Source organism: Westiellopsis prolifica IICB1 (assembly GCF_004323185.1).
GTDB classification, from domain to species: domain Bacteria; phylum Cyanobacteriota; class Cyanobacteriia; order Cyanobacteriales; family Nostocaceae; genus Pelatocladus; species Pelatocladus prolificus_A.
In genome coordinates this window covers 1062287-1079470 of the sequence record NZ_NAPS01000002.1, presented here as the reverse complement: position 1 = coordinate 1079470, position 17184 = coordinate 1062287, and the positions used below count along the sequence as shown (strand labels likewise).

Annotated in this window: 10 protein-coding genes and 1 pseudogene; 2 read left to right on the top strand and 9 right to left on the bottom strand. The window is 38.7% G+C overall.

Features of this window, described 5'->3' with window-relative positions:
• Nucleotides 1-524: 524 nt before the first annotated feature.
• The 3 genes from B4U84_RS18950 to B4U84_RS18940 all read right to left on the bottom strand — a co-directional run bounded on the left by B4U84_RS18950 (nt 525) and on the right by B4U84_RS18940 (nt 4577).
• Nucleotides 525-1583, bottom strand: coding sequence for a BMP family protein (locus B4U84_RS18950; protein WP_131120049.1), 1059 nt, complete (start codon nt 1581-1583; stop codon nt 525-527).
• Between the two features lie 773 nt (nt 1584-2356).
• A complete protein-coding gene (locus B4U84_RS18945) occupies nt 2357-2854 on the bottom strand; it encodes a hypothetical protein (RefSeq protein ID WP_131120047.1) in 498 nt (165 codons plus the stop codon).
• A 532-nt stretch (nt 2855-3386) separates the two neighbouring features.
• Entirely contained in the window at nt 3387-4577 is a 1191-nt protein-coding gene (locus tag B4U84_RS18940; RefSeq protein ID WP_131120045.1) for an MFS transporter, read from the bottom strand.
• Between the two features lie 204 nt (nt 4578-4781).
• Here B4U84_RS18940 and B4U84_RS18935 point away from each other — a divergent pair, with 204 nt between their 5' ends.
• Nucleotides 4782-5045 (top strand): hypothetical protein, encoded by a 264-nt coding sequence (locus B4U84_RS18935; RefSeq protein ID WP_207390967.1) that lies wholly within the window; start codon nt 4782-4784, stop codon nt 5043-5045.
• 44 nt (nt 5046-5089) lie between these two features.
• On the opposite strand, the gene modB is transcribed toward B4U84_RS18935, so the two are convergent.
• From modB to B4U84_RS30690, 3 genes are read right to left on the bottom strand one after another with little or no spacing between them, the layout of a single operon-like run.
• Nucleotides 5090-6907 (bottom strand): molybdate ABC transporter permease subunit, encoded by a 1818-nt coding sequence (gene modB / locus B4U84_RS18930; RefSeq protein WP_131120043.1) that lies wholly within the window; start codon nt 6905-6907, stop codon nt 5090-5092.
• 32 nt (nt 6908-6939) lie between these two features.
• A complete protein-coding gene (gene modA / locus B4U84_RS18925; RefSeq protein WP_131120041.1) occupies nt 6940-7731 on the bottom strand; it encodes a molybdate ABC transporter substrate-binding protein in 792 nt (263 codons plus the stop codon).
• A 15-nt stretch (nt 7732-7746) separates the two neighbouring features.
• Nucleotides 7747-7917 carry a hypothetical protein gene (locus B4U84_RS30690; RefSeq protein ID WP_017310679.1) on the bottom strand — a complete coding sequence of 57 codons (171 nt, stop codon included), beginning with the start codon at nt 7915-7917 and terminating at the stop codon, nt 7747-7749.
• Between the two features lie 135 nt (nt 7918-8052).
• Between B4U84_RS30690 and B4U84_RS18920 the strand changes: the two are divergent.
• Nucleotides 8053-8881 (top strand): annotated as a pseudogene (locus B4U84_RS18920) (IS982 family transposase).
• Here B4U84_RS18920 and B4U84_RS18915 read toward each other — a convergent pair.
• The 3 genes from B4U84_RS18915 to B4U84_RS18905 form a co-directional block, all read right to left on the bottom strand.
• The gene (locus tag B4U84_RS18915) at nt 8876-9088 is read right to left on the bottom strand and encodes a hypothetical protein (RefSeq protein WP_131120039.1); all 213 of its coding nucleotides are present in this window, start codon (nt 9086-9088) and stop codon (nt 8876-8878) included. The pseudogene B4U84_RS18920 and the gene B4U84_RS18915 sit on opposite strands and share 6 nt — an antisense overlap.
• Nucleotides 9089-9232: 144 nt before the next feature.
• Complete coding sequence (locus B4U84_RS18910) at nt 9233-10726, bottom strand: sensor histidine kinase (protein WP_131120037.1); 1494 nt, start codon at nt 10724-10726, stop codon at nt 9233-9235.
• 193 nt (nt 10727-10919) lie between these two features.
• Complete coding sequence (locus tag B4U84_RS18905) at nt 10920-17159, bottom strand: AAA family ATPase (RefSeq protein WP_131120035.1); 6240 nt, start codon at nt 17157-17159, stop codon at nt 10920-10922.
• Between the last annotated feature and the right edge of the window lie 25 nt (nt 17160-17184).

Below are 17184 nucleotides of genomic sequence, written 5' to 3'. Positions count from 1 at the left end.
AAATCAGATTTCGGAGTTCTAAATCAGGTTTCGGAGTCCTAAATCAGGTTTCGGAGTTCTAAATCAGGTTTCGGAGTTCTAAATTAGCTTCACAAGTCATAAAACAGATTTTTAAGGCAAAAATTTGGCTAAAATCTTGCAAATCTCTGACTTTCATCAAATTTCACTAGAATGTGTCTTAATACTGCTTCTATAAATCGATTGACATTTAAAACCTGTAGTAGTGATGTACAGCACCTTGAATTCTTGATGGTGCGTTGCGCTGCGCGACAACACACCCTACTGGCTAGAAGGGGAGCCAATTTAAAAGTCCCTCTCGCAAGCTTGGGAGAGGGATTTAGGGTGAGGGTAAAGAGGTCTATTGACCTCTAATGCGTAAATAAGTCGTCTGAAGACGATTTGTGCTGTTATACCATTTCACGTTAATCGCGATATATATAAATAATGTAGAGACGCGATATATCGCGTCTCTACAGGGTCTGTATTTGTATCAGGCTTTTCGTGAAATCGTATTAGCTAAGGGTTTAAACCCTTAGCTTTTTCACACATCGCGTATCTTTCTCACCTTCTTTACAGTTTTCAAAAGTAATTTTTTTGGCAACTATTTCCTGTTTAGTATTTAATGCATTTTGTTGCACTGCTACGCTAACCATTGTCCCAAATTTTCCTAAAGATAAAATATCGGCTCTTTCTAAACCAATCGTATAAATTTGTCCTTTTAATTGTTTTTGTTTAGCAAGTTCTGCTAAATAAACTATTGCTAAATCCATGCGTTTGACCGCACTTGTTAAAACTGATTTAGGTGCGATTTCTAATTGGTCTTTCGTATTCCCAAAAGCATAGACTCCTTGATCATTTGCTGTTTGCAAAACAGTTGCTGAAGCATTATCCAACCATTGATAGATCACATCAGCACCAGATGAGATTAAAGCAAGTGTGGCTTCTTTAGCCTTAGCAACATCATTCCAATCACCAGTAAAGGTAGGAGTAATTTGCATATTGGGCTTAACTGATTTTGCTCCTAATTCTAAACCGCGTAATTCTTGTTGGGTAGCTTCAAATTCTTGTCCTGCAATATAAGCTAATTTATTGGATTTTGTCATCAAAGCGCCAATAATCCCACACAAATAGCTCGCTTGCATGTGATCTATTCGCAAAGCGGCGATATTTTCACCTTTCACAGCACCATTAACAGCAACAAAAAACGTGTTGGGAAATTGGGGTGCAACTTGTTCAATGGCTGCATCAAATTGTCCACCGTGGGCAAAGACTACATTGTAACCTTTACGAGCAAAATCTGATAGTGCTTCTGCTTGATCTGCTTGAGCAACTTTTTCTACATAAGCTGTTTCTGCACCTAGTTTTTGTTTAGCTAGCTGTACACCTTCATACCCCGATTGGTTCCAAGCTTGATCGGTGATGACTCCAGGAAGTGCGATCGCTATTTTAAAATTGTCATTATTAGCTGTTGTGGATGTTGTAGTTTGTTGATTACTGCAAGCTTTCAGCACTATACTTGTGCCAAAGGCGGCTGAACCATACAAGGCTAAGAGTAATTCCCGTCTACCAAAGTTTACTGCCATATGCAAAGCTTCTGAATTAATATTACTTTAAATGAACAAATTTAAAAGATGTAGGACTTACGCACGCTCTATGAATTCTCGGCGTTCTTGGCGTCTTGGCGGTTCGATAAATTAAGCTTTGTGGCGATTTTTGCGTAAGTCCTGAGATGATAGATAGTTTATCAACTAAAGTAAAGTTTAGTTTCATACTTGATTCACCTATCATTAGAAGTGATAAATTAATAATTGAAGCTATAGAGCTTCCCTGGCAGACAAACAACAGCCTTGAGTTAAAAAGTTAAATTTAGTTGAGAGGTAAAAAACGCTGTTTAATCATCTGTCTAGCCAACTAACAACAACACCCAAGACGAACGCTAACATTTCCTCAAAATAGTAGTAAATAGAGGGTAATGTAACTGCTTGGATTGCATAGCGAGTGTGTAATTATCCAGTTCATCCCTAATTAGGATCATCAAAGAGAGGAAATAAATCAGCTAGTAGAAGCTTGGGTGTTGTTGTTTTGAGAAGATAAGCGATCGCATCGACAGCATTCCAAGCTTTTCAATATAATCGCTAAAAATTATAGTCCATTAGAATTTATCAGTCGTATGGAAGGGCGAACTTGTCAAAATCAATATGGTGAACTACTACTACTTCGCCACGCAAATTTTCACAGGTTGCGAGGGTTTAGATCCCCGACTTTTTTCAAAAGTCGGGGATCTGGCGAACTTGTCAAAATCAATATGGTGAACTATTACTTGGATCGGGCATTTTTATAATTGAGTAGAGTATGTTTATCTTCTATTCAACAGAGATGCTGGAATAGTCTCACTTGGATTTGTATGGAAACTCAAAGATGAAATTTCCCAACCCTGTGGGGTTTGATAAACTACAAATTGCCAGAAAAGCGGCGCTTTTTCATGCTCTGATTCAAGATAAACAATTTGGGTCTTCTCTGTTAAGGAGACTGAGCCAATCATTATATATCTTGTGCATTTGCCAAATATCTTTTCCTGCGTGCTAGCCAAAGACTCAGTTATTTGAGTCTTCATGTCCCGGAGCATAGGAATGCTATGACTTAACCATAAAGTGTAAGCATCCTTAGTATGTCCAGAACAAAGTTTTTCAAATCCTTCAGTGACTATAGAGGAAGTACTTGGTTTGATCCTAGTTTGAGCAATGTTATTTTCAAAATTAGGTGATATGGGCGTTTGCACTGCGTAACTAATAGTTCCTAAACTGCCCAACAGAACTGTTGTTGCCAGAGCAATATTTATTATTTTTTTCAGCATTTTCAATCACCCCGCCTTGAGTTATAGCCTTCTTAGAGTCATCTCGACAGGGGAATAGCTCTACTTATATTATCGCTCAACTATTTAGGATTAATATTACGTTTAGTATGCAAATACAATCACTAGTTATTAATCAACAAAAAAGCCCGGTTGCTTCATACAACTAGGCTTAAATTTACATCAAACTGACTAAATAACTATTGATTTTAATAAGATTGTGCGCTGAAAAACTTTACTTTATTAAATGGCGATCGCCATACGTGTTTAAGGAAACATGATATGAACCACGACTTTGTGCTTTTCTTGATTGGTGTAGGTGTACTAATTTTGTATCTTATCTTCTCAGCAATGACTGAAATGGGAACAAAGCTACCTTGGAAAAAATAAATCTCATCAATTTTGATTAGCTTATATCTTGCACCTAGCCCGAAATTAAAATTTGGGCTGAAAGCTAAAGTCGGTTAAATACCGACTGACTAAGGTTTTAACCCGAAAATCTTATTTTACGGCTGATTGCAACTGGTGCAAGATGTCAGTTAGCAGGCGCGTGCTTCACCAGCCAACGATGTACAATCACCATGATTACTACTAAAGGAATCATCAAAATTGGAATGATCCCCAAACCAACACGGGCTGCAACAGCGCCAACACTCGCCGGAATTCCCGCAGCACCCAAACTAGCAACACTTGTCATAAAACCAATTCCCGCCGGTACAATTGCAGTAGGTATTCGTTGCGGCATTAACCAAATTGTCATTGGGAAAATGGGAGCCAAAGCAAAGCCAATAATTGGTAAACTAAATAATTGTTGCGGTAGTAACCACCAAGCAGTTAAACCGACTCCCAGTAACATCAAAGCACTATCCAAAGTCCGGACTGCACCGAGATATCTCACTACACGTCCCGTAGCTAAACGTCCCAAGGTTAACCCCAACCAATAAGCGCTGACACTGTAGCCTGCAAGCATTTCCGGCGTACCTCGACTTAGGGCCTGGACACTGTAAGCCCAGTTACCAACCGAGGCTTCTATACCTACATAGATTAACAATAACAATCCAGCTAGCAACACTGTAGGTGTTCTCAAGGCTACAGTTAAATTAGCTGTTGCACTCGTATCTGTCAAATTAGTACGTTTCGTAAGTGGTCTGTAGTTATACACAACAGCCCATAGCATACTTAGAACTGTAAAACTAACAACGGTAGCAATGACAAAATACACACTCCGCCAACTGACGTTCATTGCTAGCAGTGTTGTAGCGACAGCAGGGCCTAGCAACGCCCCAATACCATAAAAAGCGTGCAGTAAACCCATCAAATCAGCATTACCTTGGTGGTTAGCAATATATGTATTAATACCAGCATCAATCAAGCCAATTCCTAAACCAAGAAATGTACCTGCTGCAACCATTAATAACCAGTAGGGAGAAACAGCATAGCAAACAAGGGCGCAGGTCAGACAAAAAGATGCTAGTAACAACATCCGTGCCAAGCCAATGCGACTGCTAAGAAGACTGCTAGTCAGTGCAGCAAATATGTAACCAGAAACTTGGCTGAGAAAAAGTAAGGTGATGGTTGCAGAAGTCAGATTGAATGTTGCTTGAATCGAGGGTATGAGAACACCCAAACCTCCCTCAGCGATACCAATTGCAATAAAAGCGTAGAAAGATAAAACGACACCAATCCAGCTGGGATTGTTGAAAAGCGATTGCAATTTAGATGCCATAAATCCTGATGTTAGTCATCTTATAGCAATTTCCTTTAAAAGTGAAACATATTTTTTTGTAGAGACGCGATATATCGCGTCTACATTATTTATGTGTATCGCGATTAACGTGAAATGGTATTACCGAGTATATTTGCTCTTATATCAAAGAAAATCAGCAAAATGATACAGGTTATACAGTTTTTTCTATGAATTTAAGGTTTGATGCCTATTGGTCAAGTTATTATCAGTCTATATAATATCAAGCTAAAAACGCGATTGCAAAACCCAAAGAAGATTCAAGTAGGAAACGTTGTTTTGATTCTATACCCGGAGTACGTCGCCGGAAAAAGGGGTATTGTTTGCGCTCGAGAAGTAGTGATCAACGACAAGATGAGCGATCGCTGGCTCATTCGGGTAGAGTCTGAAAATATCATGGTGTCGCTCAACCCAGATGAGTTTCAATTGACATCCTTCCCACCTCTATGAGGTAGGCGCGTTTGTATTTGATAACCCGCAACTTTGTTTATTAGTCAATCCAATAACATCAATCGTAAGGGATCTAAACGCACATACCACGGCATAGGTCTGTCTTTGAGTGTTGCCCATTTTTCTTTAAATACTTCTGCTTGCAGATGGTAATCATGATAAGCAGTACCAGAGGAATGTAACTTTAAGAACAACGTCATCCGGTGCGGTGTTTCAGTTGCCCTTACTAGCCAACATCTGAAAGTATTATTTTGATTAGAGTCATTGGTAAAGGTGATGTGATGGGCGCGGATGCCGATATGAGATAATTTATCGGGGATAGTTTCAATTACCTGTAGATTACAACCCCAGTCCACAGCTTTTATTTGCCCAGAATCAACAGCTACAGCATTAGAGAAATTTTTGCACCCTGTTAACTGGGCAGCTGTAACTGTAGCAGGTCGCTCAAACACATCATATTTTGTTCCATGCTGAATGATTTTACCATCCTCCATCACTAACAAATTTGGGCAAACCCGATAGGCTTCTTCCATACTATGTGTCACAAACAAGGTAATTCCTTGGTAATCAGCCAGGGTTTCTATCATCTGTTGCTCCAGTTGACTACGCAGAAACGTATCAAGGGCGGAAAATGGCTCATCTAATAGTAATGCTTCTGGTTGGCTGGATAAAGCCCGTGCGATCGCTACCCGTTGCTGTTGTCCTCCAGAAAGTTGACTCGGATAGCGATCGCCAAAACCCGACAATTGCACATCTATCAATTGTGATTCTACCTGTTGCTTAGTGGCATTTGCAGACATCTTCTGAGGTAAACCAAAAGCAATATTTTGTGCCACCGTCATATTAGGAAACAGAGCATAATTTTGAACCACAAAACCAATACGGCGTTCTCGACTAGGAACATTAATACCTTGTTCCGAATCAAACAACACCCTACCATTCAAAATAATCTTGCCTTTAGTAGGTGTCTCAATGCCAGCGATACAACGCAAAATCATACTTTTACCAGCACCGGAACCTCCCAACAATCCTAAAGCTTGGCGATCAGCATTAAAGGAAACTTTTAAATAAAAATCAGGAAGTATTTTTTCGATATCTACAATCAGTCCACTACTTGAAGATTGTGTAACTAACCCAAATAATTCACTCCCTTGTCCCCCATATCCCCCTTGTCCCCCATATTCCCTTCTCCTCTCTCCTGTTCTATTTTCTTGCCAATAGTTAACAGCAACTATTCCAGACAGAGAAATCACCATAATGGCGATCGACCAGAACCAAGCTTCCTCTATCGCTCCAGCTTCCACAGCAAAATAAATCGCCATGGGGATCGTTTGTGTTTGTCCGGGAATATTCCCAGCTAGCATTAAGGTTGCACCGAATTCACCTAAAGCACGGGCAAAAGCTAGGGTTGTTGCCGCTAAGATACCAGGAAATGCTAAGGGTAAACTGATGCGCCAAAAGATAGTTGATTCAGTTGCACCGAGAGTTCTGGCTACCCGCAAGAGATTCTGATCAATTTGTTCAAAGGCTCCCAAGGCAGTTTTATACATTAATGGTAGAGAAACTACTGTAGCTGCGATCGCTGCACCATACCAAGTAAAAACTATGCTGAAGTCTAATTGCCAACTCTCCATGAGTTTTCCCACCGGCCCATTTTTACCAAAAAATACTAGTAGGATGAAACCGACTACTGTCGGAGGTAAAATCAAAGGTGCAATTAAAATACCTTCAATTAATGATTTACCTTTGCCCCGATATCCGAACATCCAGTATGCAGTACCAATGCCAAGAAAAAAAGTAATAAAAGTAGCAAGTAAAGATGTTTTCAGCGATATCCAAAGGGGAGATAAATCTTGTGGCATAGTTCTAAAAGGCAGAGTGCAGGAACAAGAAATTAAGGCAAGATAAAACCGTATTTTTGTAGTACAGTTTTAGCTTGTTCACCGGATAGAAACTGAAGAAAGTCTTTTGCTGGCTCTAGATTTTTAGTTCTTTTTAAAACTGCTAATGGATAGACAATCGGAGAGTGGTATTTTTCATCAGCAGCCACGACGACTTTGACTTTATTGGAGATTTTGGCATCAGTCTGGTAAACTAAGCCCGCGTCAGCATTACCACTTTCTACTGCTGCTAAAACTTGACGCACATTGTTAGCATAAACAAACTTGGGTTTGATTGATTCGTAAATACCCAATTTTTTTAGGGCTTCTTCTGCATATTGTCCAGCAGGAACACTTCTTGGTTCGCCAATAGCAATTTTCTTGATATTGGCATCTTTGAGGTTGTTAAAGCTGCTAACACCTGTGCTATTATTTGGCACGATCAAAACCAAACGGTTTTTTGCTAAAATTCCACGGGTACCTGCAACTATTTGCCCTGATTGTTCTAAGGTGTCTATCTGCTTTTTGCCAGCAGAGATAAACACATCTACAGGCGCTCCCTGCTGAATCTGTTGCAGCAAAGCACCGGAAGCTCCAAAGTTATATTTAATGTTGATATTAGGTTTGGTTTGTTGGTAGTTAGTCTTAATTTCTTCCATCACATCTTTTAAACTCGCAGCAGCAGACACAAGTAACTCAGTGTTTGACTGTGCTACTACAGAAGAAGAACTCAATGCTAAACCAACTGCTAAAATCAAGCTAGTTAGTGCGATGCCGACGAATGTTAAAAATTGTTTTCGTTTCATTTACAAATCACGGTTTTAGTGCAAAGTTTTCTGGTTGGAATTAACAGTTGGTATAATATTACCAACATTATCAGGCATTACCAACCTAATTGGTAGTTTTTGATACCAATTGAGCATCACAGGAAAAACCAAAAATATTGGCAGAAATTCCGCGATCGCAGTTAGCACCCTAAGCCACGCAGACATGTCGTCAGTTTATAGTTGCAGACGTAGAGAGATATTTTTAATAAATAACCCAAGTTGCTAGTTATTCAAACAGGCGATCGCTAAAAGCACTTAAAGCAATAAAATCCCCTCCAGAGACAAATATGGGAGGGGTATATGCTAAATGAAACAATTGCTGTCTATGCTATCATTGACGACTTATTAAAGGCGATTGGGCATGACGAAGACTGCCGTCGAAAGATGAGTGATGCAGAAATTATTACAACGGTAATAATCGCCGCGATGTTCTTTAACGGTAATCATAGTCAAGCTTGCGGTTATATGAAAGACCACAACTTGATACCACATATATATGTTAGAAAAGTCACGCTTCAACCGACGATTACACAGTATATCAATGTTGATGAATGATATGTTTCATCAAGTGGGAATGATACTGAAAGAAATGAGTGATTGTACTGAATATCTTTTAGACTCTTTTCCTGTACCCATCTGTGATAATATTCGGATCTTTAATGTCAAGTTAATTAAATCTGAAGAGTACAGAGGCTATATTGCATCGAAAAAACGTTATTTTTATGGAGTTAGAGTTCAGTTATTAACGACCAAAACTGGTATTCCAGTGGAATTTGTTTTTATGCCTGGTAGTGCTTCTGATGTGCGAGCATTGAACGCCTTACCGTTAAATTTACCACCAGGCAGCGAAGTATATACTGATGCTGCATACACTGATTATACTGCCGAAGATGACCTCGAAGAAACTAGCAAAATATCCTTGAAAGTCATGAGGAAAAAAAATTCCAAGCGTCAAGATGAACCGTGGAATCAGTATATCAAGCAACATATTAGGCATTACATTGAAACAGTGTTTAGTAGCATCACTTGTGTGTTTCCAAAATCAATCCACGTATGTACTTGGCAAGGGTTTATACTTAAGTTGGAAGCATTTATTTTTGCATTTACCCTGAAACAAGCATTTCTATAGTAAGCAATTATTAATACCTGAAACCGCTTCATTACACTGCTTGTAATGATTGCTCGAAATCGTGGTTGCGCTACGCGCAACCGCCAATTTGTCATTGGCGATCGCACTAATTTCTGGATCAGAAGCACCCGGATTTTGATAACCCGCAACTTGGGTTAAATATAAGCGATCGCCAACATATACAAATTGCAGTAAGTTGTTATGCATTTAAATTGTATATTTTGCGATCAGGTTGTCAAAAGTCAACAGTCCACAGTCAAAGACTAGCTTGGACTTTGGACTGTTGACCCTGGACACTCCTAACGCAAGAATATTTAATCTAAGCGCACATCAGCTTATTGAGTTTTATTCTTATACTTTTGAACGTTGAATTTTGAATTTTGAATGCTCTTGATTTTCCGCTCCTTCTAGGGGTAAGAAAACTGTTAAAATTTCTCCATAACGGGGACGTTCACGCACAATCAGTTTTCCACCAATAGCTTGAAACAAATGCTTAGTTGCATTAAGGTTCAAGCTGATTGTACCTGTTTCTGGTTGGAACATCAGTAATTGACCAAGAGCTTTGCGAATGGGTGGTGTACAGGTTGATACAGTTGATGCATCGTTGTCTCCCATTTGAGGTAGAGGCAATAATTGCAACTTTAGTTGGTCGCCAGCAGGAATGACTTGTACTTGAATATGGCTACCAGCAGGTAAGTTACGGGTAAAATTTTCCATCAAACCTGTGAGAACTCGATCAAGCATGGTAGGATTACTTACGACCGTCGGCAAATGCTGAGGTAATACTACATCTAGCTTCAAGTTACGCCTAGTTGCTGCTTCTTGCCAACGAGGAATACTCGCCTGCAACACCTGGTCTAAACTCATTGCAGTCAATTGAGTGCTTGTCCCTTTATCTGTAGCCGATGTTTCTAGTTCTGCTGCTCTAAACAGCAATTCCATCCTGTCAATTTGCTCAGTACATTCGCGATCAATTATTTTCAATCGCTTAATGGCGTTGGCAGGTAAATCCCGCTGTTTGAGCAATAGTCTAGTGATAGTACGAATAGTTGTCAAAGGAGTACGGACTTCATGAGCAAAAGCTTGCAGCATTTCTACATCAGGTTTTGCTGATGAAGGTTGATGAGAATGAATCTCAGTTTTTTGAGATCGTTCACCATTTCCTTCGACTGCTTCTTTAGTTGTGGTTTCCCAGCTTTTATTTTCTTGTTCTGGTAATTCTGTGAGCAACAATTGGCTAAACTGCATGACGATGCGATAATCTGGGGCAGCAGGGTAGTAATGTTGTACCGTTTCTTCTAGTTCAGCAAATAAATCAGGATTGCTCAACATTACCCTAGCACTTAACGCCCGCCATGCCTGCTGCACGACTTCCGAATCGAAAGAAAATGAAAATGATTTTTGACCGTTTTCTTCTGTTAAGACTAAAATTAATCTAAATTTTTTTGTAAAAATTAGACAAAATTGTTCATTTGCTAAGGGATCTGTTCTTAGCAGAGGTAAAATAGATTCATTATAAATAGTTGTATCTGCTGCGATCGCCACTTCTTGATCAGACATCTGAAATGGCATTAGTGCCAAACGATTAAACGGTTCTGCTGTAAAAGTTATTGACTGCAAGCTTTCAGTCAACTTAGGATGATCAAACAAAGGTGCAGGCGCAGCTAAAACCAATCCTTGTGTGACATCCGTATCAATCGTTTCTAAGGCATTTAATAGTAACTGTTGTGTAGCCGCCACGCAAAAGCGCCACTGTTGTTGAGCTTTAGCAGATGAACAAAAACCCATAGTTGATTTACTATCGGCTAATACTTCGCTCAGACTAGGCAAAATCCATTTGTACACAAGTATTCACCCCTTAGTTCAACAGCGACATCCAGCGTTTCAGGCAGAGTTTTGACTTTCACTACTTTTTCACTGTTACTTACGAGGTTATCTATATTTGCACCATAACGAAAGTCGTATAACCGAACAATACAGGCGCAATTTCCGTTGATGATTGGTCAATGGTCAAAAGCGAATTGTTAATAGTTGGTGATTAGTCAGCTTTCGTTTCATATTGGTACAGCAGTTGCTCAATCCAATCGTCATTAAATACCAATTCGTAAATTCGGTTATGGGTTCTTAATTTACCCTGCTGTTTGACTATCAAACCTGATAATAGTAATTCCTTTTCTTCTGGACTATCAACCGCGACCACCTCGCCTTGATGCAAAATTACCTGATATAGCTTTAATATCTGAACAATACAGGATTCCAGATTCAGGAGGCGATCGCGTATAGTTTTTAAATGCTCAGGTTCGTCATGAGTTTCCCAATTCTCAATCACCTGTGTTTGCACTAAGTTCTCTATGTAGTCGGCTTCACTTCCTTGAGGAATACTCACTGATGAATTACGAATGAGTTTACAGAGTTTTTGGGTGAGAAAAGGTTGTCCACCCGTCCAAGCCAACACTTCCTTAAGGACATTCTGAGCATTACCTACTCGTTCAGCTAGTCCCTGTAGTAATGGTTGGGTTTCATGCAGTTGAAAGCCACTGAGTTGAATCGCTTGACCGATGTTAAAAGGTGTTCGTTTTTTATCCTGAATTAATTGAGAAGGATTTGCGACTCCCAGGAAAACAAAAGTGAGACGTTTATATTTTGGGATATCAGCGCGTTTGTTATAAAAATTCCGTATTAATACAAAGAAGTCATCTATGTCAAAATTAAGATTGATCACACTATCAATCTCATCTATAAAAACAACAATATTATTTTGCCAAATATTTTCTAATGCTATTTCGTCTATAAACTGACTAAGGCGTTGGACTGGTGATAAAAATTCATGCTTACGCCACCAAGTACGAATATTAACTTGATTTAAAAGATTTAAACTGCTGGCTAATATATAAATAAAACCTGCGTACCACTGTTCTACAGTCATTTGCTGACTACCAATTTCTGAAATATCGATCGCAGCACAAGCGAAGCCCTCAGCTTGTAACTTTTTCATAATTTGCACTCGCAAGCTAGACTTGCCCATCTGCCGAGCATTGAAAATATAACAAAACTCTCCTTGCTTCAAAGCCTTGTATAGATACCTATCTGCTTGACGTACCACATAAGTAGGTGCATCTATTGGTAAACTTCCTCCAACTTGATATTCATAAGTAAGAGTTTGTTCTGCACTTCTTAATAAAGCGTTCTCAATCACTAATTCAGCTTGAGTGGCTTTGAGGATTTCTAAAGTTTGGCTTAACTCCTTGGTTCGCTCCTGCACTTTTATTTCTAAGTTGCGGTTAGACTCAGCTAATTTGTCTGTTGCTTGCTGCAAAGCTATATTTTTTAAGGCAAGTTCTTGGGTGAACTGAGTTCGCTCTGCTTCTGCTTGCTTGCGCTGTGTGATGTCTTGAAAAGCAGCGATCGCATAAGCGACTTGATTTTTATCATTAAAAATAGGGGTTGCCCATACCTCAAGCGGGATAGTCTTATCGATGTGGCGAATTTCTTGATCGTCAATAGTTGTTCTTTCACCTCTCAAAGCCCGCACAAGAGGTTGTTTTTCTGTAGGATAGGTCTGCTCAGTCCCCGCTAAATATGCTTGATAAGTCTCAGGTAATTCCTCAACCTTAGTTTCAGGTACGATTCCTTTGCCAAGGATTTGCTGTGCTGTCTGATTAGCATAGTAGGGTTTTCCCTCCGCATCAACTACAAACACGCCCACTGGTAAAGCTTCTAGAAATTGAGCCAGTCTTGTTTCACTCTCACGCAACGCCGCTTCTGCCGAGAGGCGATCGCTAATTTCTTGTTTTAAATTCATATTTAAAGTAGTCATATCCTCGTAGAGTTGAGCGTTTTGAATCGAAATAGCTGCTTGGAAGGATAGGAGTTTCAAAACTGCTAATCGCTCAGGAGTAAAGGTATCAGTAGTCAAATTATTTTCTAAGTAAAGCAAACCAACAAATTTAGCTTGATGGATAATTGGAATACACAAGATTGATTTAGACTGGTTTTTGATAATATAAGGATCTGTTGTAAATCTTCCCTCACAAGCTGCATTAGCTAAAACTACATCTTCTCTAGTTCTTTTCACATAATTTATCAAGGATATAGGCAACTCTTGACTAATTTCAATCAGCATTGATTGGCGTAAAGCTACATTACCTTCACCAACAATCATCTTGGCTTCAACTATTAATTCTCCTTCTTTATCTAAAATTAAAAAACAAGTTTGAGCGCCAGCATTTTCGCTCACAATCTTCATAAGTTTAGCTAATAATCTATCCAAAATCATTTCGGCAGCTAAAGCTTGTGATGCTTTAATAATCGTTTTTAAGTCGAGCAAAATTGCATCATTACTATTAGTATTTATTGTATCTGGAGGCGATACAGATACTTTAGAAATAAATTGGGGATATCTTAACTCCAAGTTTTCAGCTTTAGCAGTTGCACCCCAGAAAATATAACTATGGTATGCCTCAGTCATATAAGTTTGAGCTATTTTTTCTCTTCCTAAAGAGATATAAAATTCTGCTGCTAGTTCATAACCCAAAGCTTCATCTTGAAGGTATCTTTGCTGTTTTGCTTGTTCAATTGCTTGGTCATAAAGCTCCATCGCCGCAACAGCTTGCCCTAATACACGCGCTTTTTCTGCTTCTACAAGTTTGTATTTATGCAGATAATTCATTGGTGCATGGTGCGCCCAATATTTCATTTTTTCTTGATTTTTATCTATCTGGTACAATATTTGTTGCCGCTCAGAATAATTAGCATCGTGATACTGACTCAGAAGCGATAAAGAATAATAGAAGTTATGTATACCAATAGTTATCATACCAGCCGCAGCCTTTGCATATTTTGTCGCACGAGAAGCATATTTCACTGCTTGAGCCTGGTTTTTAAATAAATATAGGAGAATTGTTTTAGCGACATAAACAGCGAAAAGCAACTGACTATTTTGAGTTGCGTGTAAACGTGGTAGCATTGCCAACTCATCAAAGCTTTCACCAATTAACAGAAGTTTATTTGCTGTCAATCCTTGTAAATTTAATGTCAGCTGCCTCCAAATCAGGGCATATTGAATAGAAATATCTTGCTTTAGTTTTAATAATAAATTAATATACGATGCTTGTTCTTTTTCTAATGATTCTAACTTTTCACCACTCAAAAGTTTATGTAATAAATAGCTAGTACCACAATAGCTAGCAAATACTAAATCTCCAGTTTCAATTGCACTTTCAAATCCTTCTTGTAATGAATTTATTGTTTCTTTAATATGCTCTTTCCAATGTCTGATAGAAACATTATATATGTTGTATATTTTAGATTGGAGTTCTTTGGCATTAAATTGCTTTAGGAGCTTTAGAGCTAATTGCCCAGAGTGATATCCAGAGTTAATATCTCCCAATACTCCGCACTGAAGTAGACCATACCAAGCATATGCTAGAGAAGATAACGTAGAATTACCTGCGAGCAGACACAGTTCTATCTGAGTAGAAATAATGACTATCAAACTCTTGGGCATTACTTGTAAAGCAGGGGTAGTGATGCTCATTAACAGATGTAATGCTGCTAGTTTATACGGGTCAGTCATTTCGGGAATTTTTTCTAATTCCGTAGTCTCAGGTAACTCAGCTAATTCACCATCTTCACCAGATAATGAGAGAGACACTCCTAGCATTTCTAGTACAGGTAGTGTTGTATTTATGGCTTTTATCATCTCATTTTGGGCAGTATAAAGCTGAATTTGTAGCTGATATACTTTCACCTTATCGAGGATATTTTTAGCTTGTTTAAGCACAATCTTGATAAGAATTTGTGCTTGCTCAAAGTTGGTGTTTAAATATTCTAATTCTGCGGCTTCTTCGTAAATAGCTAGTGTTAACTCATAGTGATTTTGCCAACTATTGCTCGCTAGTAATTCTCTACCGACATTTAAATATTTAATAGCTGATTCGTAAGCAGCAGATGCTTTTGCTTTTTTGCCAGCAATCAAATTTAATTTAGCTAATTCATCTCTTGATTGGCGATTAGTAATTAATTCAGCACCAATATTTAACTGGTTGACAATATCAAAAATATTTTTTTCTACAACTTCAGGTTGAGTATTTTGTAAAAGTAATCTGCCAATTTTGAGGTGAATTTCTTTTTTCTGGGGTTCTGGGATGCGGGCATAAGCTGCTTGCTGCATCCGATCATGTCGGAATTGGTAAGCGATATCTAGTGGAGCATTATTAATCGGTAATTGAGATGAAATTTGCTCACTAATAGTTATAGTATCTTGGGACAAAACAAGCGGAATTTTGTAGGCATCGTTTAGAGGCAAAATCAGACCAACCTGAAATGCTGTCCAAAGTTCATTTGCTGTGGCAGAGGGAGATTTTTCATTGACAAGGGAGAGAATTTCTAAATTGAATCTATTGCCGATACAAGCTGCTAATTTTAAGACATTCTGGGTACTTTCTGGCAGTTTTTCGATATTTTCAATCATTAATTCAATCACATTTTCAGTGATGCCTACACCTTGAATTTGCTTGATGTCCCACTGCCAAATATTAGTATTTAAATCAAATGTCAATAAGTTTTGATGATATAGAGATTTAAGCAGCTGATTCAAGAAGAAAGGATTGCCATTTGTTTTATTCAGGAGTAGCTGTGCTAAAGGCTGTGACTGTTCTAGAGAACATTGGAGTGTATCAGCAATTAACTGCTTGATATCAACGAGCTTCAAAGGTTGCAAAGTAATAGTATTTATCTTTTCACAGCAGGTCTGCATATCATCTACAGCCTGCATTAATAGATGCGTTTCATCTACTTCGTTATCTCGATATGACCCAATCAGCAATAAATATTGACTATTCGGTTCACTTATCAGCAGTTGAAGCAACTTTAGCGAAGCCAAATCTGCCCACTGTAAATCATCTAAAAAGAGAACCAATGGATGTTCTTTTTGAGTAAAAACATGAAGAAATTTTTGAAAAACTAAATTAAAACGATTTTGAGATTCAGTTGGCTCTAGAAAAGTTACTGGTGGTTGTTTGCCAACAATAAGTTCAACTTCGGGAATAACATCAATGATCACTTGACCATTGGAGCCGAAGGAATCTAAGAGTTTTTCTTTCCAGATTTGTAACAGCGCTTCGCTTTCGCCCAGCAATTGCCGTATCAATTCCTGAAAAGCTTGAATCAGGGCAGCATAAGGAATATTCTGCTTCAACTGGTCAAACTTGCCAGTAATAAAATATGCTTGATGGTAGGTGATAAGTTTATGAATTTCATGAACTAGGGAAGATTTGCCGATACCTGAGTAACCAGTGACTAAAAGCGTCTCCGTTGTGCCTTGGCTAACCCGTTCAAAAGTGGTTATTAAAGTAGCTAATTCGGCTTCCCTGCCATAAAGCTTGGGTGGGATTTGAAATTGTCTCAGTTTATCTTGCTTGCCAAGGGGGAAGTCTATTATTTGACTGGTATTTTGCAGTTGAGTGAGGCAATTTTCTAGGTCATCTTTGAGTCCAAAAGCACTTTGGTATCTATCTTCAGGATTTTTTGCTAATAGCTTCATGATAATGTTAGACACCGTTAGCGGAATGTCTAAATTCATCTGCTGGGGATTTACAGGTGTTTGAGCAATATGGCAGTGGACTAATTCCATCACATCTGAACTTTGCCAAGGCAACTGTTGTGTCAGTATTTCATAAAAGGTAACTCCTAAAGAATAAAGGTCTGTGCGATAGTCAATTGCACGACTCATCCGTCCGGTTTGTTCCGGAGACATATAGGCAAAAGAACCTTCGAGTAAATTTGGATTGCTGATTGTTTGATTTTCCCACTCTAGTAGGGAGGCGAGGGCAAAGTCAGCGATTTTGACTTCTCCGGTGTCAGGATTGAAAATAATATTAGTGGGTTGAATGTTCTTGTGAATGATGTGATGTTGGTGCAATTGTTCTAGAGTTTGCACTAGGTTAATGGCAATCCGCAGAAATGAGATTAAATCTATTTGATTGGTGAGCATGAATTCTCTTAGAGACATGCCGCCAAAATCTTCCAAGATTAAAACAGGAATTTGATTGTAACTCTCCAATCCATAAGCCTTGACTATGCCTGGTGAATCCAAATTTACGAGGATTTCATATTCGTGCCTGAGTCGAGCCATCACGTTTGACATTGGGTACTTAGCTGTGAGACTCTTCAAAATCACAGGTTTTCGATCCTTGAGTCGTTGTCCTCGGTAAACAACTGTCTTCCCATTAAGGGAAATTTCTGCTGTGATTTGGTATCCAGGGATAGCCAAGAACATCTGTCTGCCCTTTTAACTAGAAAGC